Origin of the sequence: Sphaerochaeta sp. S2 (assembly GCF_016406725.1) — a bacterium.
Classification (GTDB): Bacteria; Spirochaetota; Spirochaetia; order Sphaerochaetales; family Sphaerochaetaceae; genus Sphaerochaeta.
Genome location: NZ_JAEKNT010000175.1, coordinates 1 through 4,731, shown reverse-complemented (window position 1 = coordinate 4,731; position 4,731 = coordinate 1). Strand labels below are relative to the sequence as shown.

Annotated in this window: 6 protein-coding genes; 1 reads left to right on the top strand and 5 read right to left on the bottom strand. The window is 44.5% G+C overall.

Annotation, left to right across the window (positions count from 1 at the left end):
* Both JF818_RS04660 and JF818_RS04655 read right to left on the bottom strand, forming a co-directional pair.
* A partial coding sequence (locus JF818_RS04660; RefSeq protein ID WP_198890808.1) for a carbohydrate ABC transporter permease occupies nt 1-517 on the bottom strand: 517 nt, incomplete at its 3' end.
* A gap of 83 nt (nt 518-600) precedes the next feature.
* Nucleotides 601-1,944 (bottom strand): ABC transporter substrate-binding protein, encoded by a 1,344-nt coding sequence (locus tag JF818_RS04655; RefSeq protein ID WP_198890807.1) that lies wholly within the window; start codon nt 1,942-1,944, stop codon nt 601-603.
* 470 nt (nt 1,945-2,414) lie between these two features.
* Here JF818_RS04655 and JF818_RS04650 point away from each other — a divergent pair, with 470 nt between their 5' ends.
* Nucleotides 2,415-2,816 (top strand): hypothetical protein, encoded by a 402-nt coding sequence (locus JF818_RS04650; RefSeq protein ID WP_198890806.1) that lies wholly within the window; start codon nt 2,415-2,417, stop codon nt 2,814-2,816.
* Here JF818_RS04650 and JF818_RS04645 read toward each other — a convergent pair.
* The 3 genes from JF818_RS04645 to JF818_RS04635 all read right to left on the bottom strand — a co-directional run.
* On the bottom strand, nt 2,803-3,864 hold the full coding sequence (locus tag JF818_RS04645) for a GGDEF domain-containing protein (protein WP_233066202.1): 1,062 nt from the start codon (nt 3,862-3,864) through the stop codon (nt 2,803-2,805). The genes JF818_RS04650 and JF818_RS04645 overlap by 14 nt on opposite strands.
* Before the next feature lie 132 nt (nt 3,865-3,996).
* Nucleotides 3,997-4,305, bottom strand: a complete 309-nt coding sequence (locus JF818_RS04640) for a hypothetical protein (protein WP_233066172.1) — start codon at nt 4,303-4,305, stop codon at nt 3,997-3,999.
* A 35-nt stretch (nt 4,306-4,340) separates the two neighbouring features.
* Nucleotides 4,341-4,731: HD-GYP domain-containing protein (locus JF818_RS04635; protein WP_198890804.1), on the bottom strand; the 391-nt coding region annotated here is incomplete at its 5' end.

Genomic DNA, 4,731 nt, shown 5'->3' with positions numbered 1-4,731 from the left:
GATCATGGGAAATATTCTGAATACCGGCAATGTATATGACCATCATGTATCCGATATTCTGCCAGTTCATCAGGACAACCAAGCCCCAGAATCCATACTTTGGATCACTGACAATGGTAACTCCCTGCCTGAGAAGAATACCATTTATGATTACCTGCCAAATCCAACCAAGGACAATGCCTCCGATCAGGTTAGGCATAAAGAATACCGTTCTGAAAAGGTTTGTTCCCTTGATACCTCTGGTAAGCAGCATCGCTAGTGCAAACGCCCCAAGGTTGATGGTAATGACTGAAACCACCGTAAAACGGACCGTGAACCATAGCGCGCTGATGAACTCCTTATCAATGAAAATGTTCCGGTAGTTCTCCAAGCCATTGAATGTTGCATCCGTTACGGTACTGAACTTGAAAAAGGAAAGAACCACCCCCATAACCATTGGGATCAGAAACGCAATAGCGAAGCAGATCAGACCTGGAAGCGCAAATAAAGCAAAATATTTCTGTATGGACTTTTGCATGAGGGACTCCCTTGTAAAACAGATAAACCGCCTTGCCTTCCAATGAAGGTAGGCGGTTCATCCTAACATGTTTTCTACGAAGATTAGTTGGTCAAGTCGTACTCGGTCTTCCAAGCATCGACAGCAACCTTCTCAACCTCGTTCCAATTCATCCTGCCAACGCTGTACTCAGCAAGAGCAGCGCCAAACTTGTTCTTCCACTCTTCACTGGGGATGATGGAGAATGCCCAAGGAACAGAGTTGACACCAGGCTTGTTCATCCAGCGGATGACTTCCTTGGCCAATGGATCGGTGGGAAGCTCGCTATCCTTGAAGGAGTTGAAAGGAGTGATGAACATTAGGTCGTTCTTTACGAACTGCTTGCCTGTTTCGCTGGCAAAGAGCCATGCGAGGAACTGGTCAGCCATTTCCTGTTGTTCTGCACTTACATTGCTGTTGATGCAGAGATAGTTCTCTGTTCCAACGTTCAGGCCTGCATTCTCCTCACCTTCAATCCCGGTGTAGATGGGCAGGAACTTGATGTCGGAATCAGCAACCTTGTTACCCTTGACACCAAGAATCTGACTGGCACCCCAGTTGCCGTTCTGTACCATGGCAGCCTGGCCAAGTGCAAACTCTGCCATTGAATCATCAACACTCTTGCTTCCAAGAAGGCCAGGAGCAGTGGTGCTGTTGTTCAAATAGAGATCCCAGATATTCTTCATGTTTTCACTGTAGGTGAATTCAAGTTCAGGGACGCTCGATCCAGCAGGAATATCTCTTGCGACCATCTCAAAATGGAGAGGAACATTGACCAAGTGGGTCTGCCATCTCCACTGATTACCTGCAGACAGACTGGTGGAAGCGAAAACACCCTTGATACCCAAGGCATCCTTGTGCTTGGTCATATCCTCAACTACTGCCTTGAGGGTTGCAAAGTTATTGATCTCATCTGCACTGGAGATGGATACAGCCTTGCCAGACAGGGCAAAGTATTTTCTCATGATTGCATCATTGTAAATGATACCATAGCCTTCAACAGCATACGGGATAGCCAGAACTTTCTCACCATCAGTGAGGGCCATTGACTTGTCACTGAGGATGCTGTAGAAATCAGTGTTTCTCAGGTCAGCGGTATAACTCTTGCTCTCTTTCAATCCTACAGGTCCATTGGTCTGGAAGATTACCGGAGGATTGCTTTTTGCAATTTCACTCTTGAGCGTCTGTGCGTAGGTACCACTTGCAGCGGTAACGACCTTCAGCTTGATTCCAGTCTCCTCTTCAAAAGCAGGAGCAATCTTGGATTCGTAGACGTCAGCAATCTCTGGCTTGAAATTCAGGAAATACACTTCCTTGGCGGGAGCGGCTTCCTCGGCACCGGCTGCAAATACAACCGACCCCATTGCCATCATGACAATCAAAAAGGCAATAAACAGATGTTTTTTCATTGATTCATTCTCCTTTGGTGTTACCGTAAATATTTGGGAGAAAGATTTCTCCCATCATTTTTCTTTGGTACACCCCTATACTAAACCGGTTTTATAAACCGGTCAACTAATTTCGTATATAACTTTCAGTAGTATTTTGTCTCTCAAAGTTATGTCTTGATTATTTTTTCTGTTCTTTCGATAACAGAACCAATCTCAAAGAAACAAACCGTTCACTTGTATTCAAGAATGATATGGTAAAGACAAGAAATTATAATTGTTTTTGTCGACTTACCCATATAGAATAACGATAGAGACGTGATTTATCCCCAACTTGCAGCGTCCAAAAACAAATCGCTAAAAGGAGCCCTTCAATGTTGTATGTACAGAACCATGTTCCTTGCAAAAGGCCTCCTAAGAAACAGGAGGCAGTGTATGACTTGATGAAAAAGTGCTTATCGACAAGTAAATCATCACACAAGGAGCATAATATGCAATACACACCCGTGTACAAACACACAGGCTATCAGATCACCGAGACATACTTTGTTGAGGATGTAACCTATACTGCTGAGATCACCATAGCTCAGCTCACTTTTTCTACCGGCATGGCAGGATTTGATCCATTTCATGCAACCATCAACCTATTCGGACCTAAGGACTTGTCACTCGGGATAATCCAAGTCAATTTTCCCAAGATACAGGCAAGGGATGAACATCATCCTCTGAGAATGCTGGTAATGGAGAGAGAAAGACATTCTCCAAGCAAACGAGAATTTTCTCCCTATGGAGAGAAGATGCTGAAGGAAGCTGTGCTTGCATTCTTGGAAGAGAGAAAACGCTACCAGATAATCAATAGGACCTGTAACTCGTATACGTTCAACTGTTCCTAAACAGTTCCACACGGTTTCTCCCCATCTCCTTGGCACGATAGAGGGCTTTATCAACCTGACGGAAGATCTTGACCTCGGAATCATCAGGGCGTACGGGGGAAACCCCAAAACTGGCGGTAATCTTTCCTACCTGTTCAAATACGTGGTTCTCAATGTTCTCTCGTAATGTTTCTGCGAGTGTCCCTCCGTCACGTTTGGTAAGAATGAGGAATTCCTCCCCTCCCCAACGGGCAAGTGATTCATCTTCCAGTAGTTGATCTTTTACCAGAGCAGAGATTTCTTTCAGCAGAAGATCCCCTCGTTGATGGCCAAAGGTATCGTTGACCAGTTTGAAGTGATCCAGATCAAAGAGGATAAGTGCCGATACTGCAGAACCTCCTTGCTTGTTTTGCAATAGTTCTGAGATAATGCTGTCTATTTTACGCCTGTTGAGCAAACCGGTCAGTGTATCCTGTTCACTGAGCATACGCAGTTGTTGGTTCTGTTCCTCGATAAGACTGATATGCTTTTGTTCCTGTCTGTAATAACGATAGTTAAGCGCCGAAACAGTCCAAGCTATACCATTGTTTATCACAAAATCCGTACGAAAAGGAACATTGTTTGCAAGTAGTGCATGCGAGTTCACCATAACGATCGATGCAATGGTGAACGTACCATAGAGAATACCAGACTGGACATAATCCAAAAGAAAGAAAACAGCTCCCCCGTAGATGAATGCTAGATAAAGTGTGGGGATATTCAAGAGAATTCCTTTATTTGCAAACATCCTATTGAGAGCAATAAACATCCCAAGTGCAAGGGGCAGCATTTCAAAGAATGGATAACCCAGTCCAGAGATGGTTTCTTTAGGCTTGCTTATCACAAGGCTGATGAGACAAAGAAATGAAATAAGAAAGGCACTGAGGAAATATTGGGCTCTGACAGGAGTACCTGGCTGTATCAGGAATAATCCATAGATCAACTGTTCTACGGCAAGCAATGCTGAGATTATTCTGGTAGCTTTCAAGTTTCTGATGAAACGTTTGGTTCTCTGGTCGAGGGGAGTCATAAACACATATATACCCTATTTCCTCCCACACGTCAGCTAAAAAAGGTCGACCAATGGTGATTATGTTTGCAAAAATTGCAGAAAAAAGGAGAGAGACCGAATCGTCCCTCCCCTCTTTGTAAAATTATACGATTACTTGTTGATCAGGCGGACCAACAGGTCATGAATCTGCTTGCCACCCTCGGCAGCTGAGATTTCGCCAAAAGCAACTCTCTGATAAATCAGGAAGAGTGTGCTATTGAACTCAGTGTCATTGGGTACATGGTCTGTCTCTGCTGAGGAGTGAGGACCAGCAACCTGCATGTAGTTCAAGACCTTCTGATCTGCAGGGGAAGCTGAACCAGCTGCACGAGCAGATGCTGAAGCTGGGGATCCACGGTCACTTCCCAGAAGCAAAGCAGCTTCCGGATCATTGACCAAGAAATCGATAAAGCCGAACATGTAGTTTGTATTATAATTTTAAAATATTATTCCAACTATGAAAATATTACATTTTCCTCTTTGGTCTCTTCATCCTGTACGGAGAAATGACTGATAGAGGAAAGAAATACAGAAACCACTGAAGGGTCGTACATGGTGCCGCTGCAGCGCTTAATCTCTGCTACGGCCACTTCCTGTGGCAACGGTTTCTTGTATGACCGTTCACTGGTCATTGCATCATAGCTGTCTGCAACACTGATAATACGCGCAGGTAAGCTGATAGCTTCACCTTTCAGGCCCCTTGGATAACCACCACCGTTCCACATTTCATGATGTTCCAGTACCGACAAGGATAGGTCACTATACTCTGCAGAAGCAGAAAGAATTCGATACCCAATCTCAGGGTGTCGCTTAACTGCTTCCCATTCATTTTGATCAAGCCTGGTT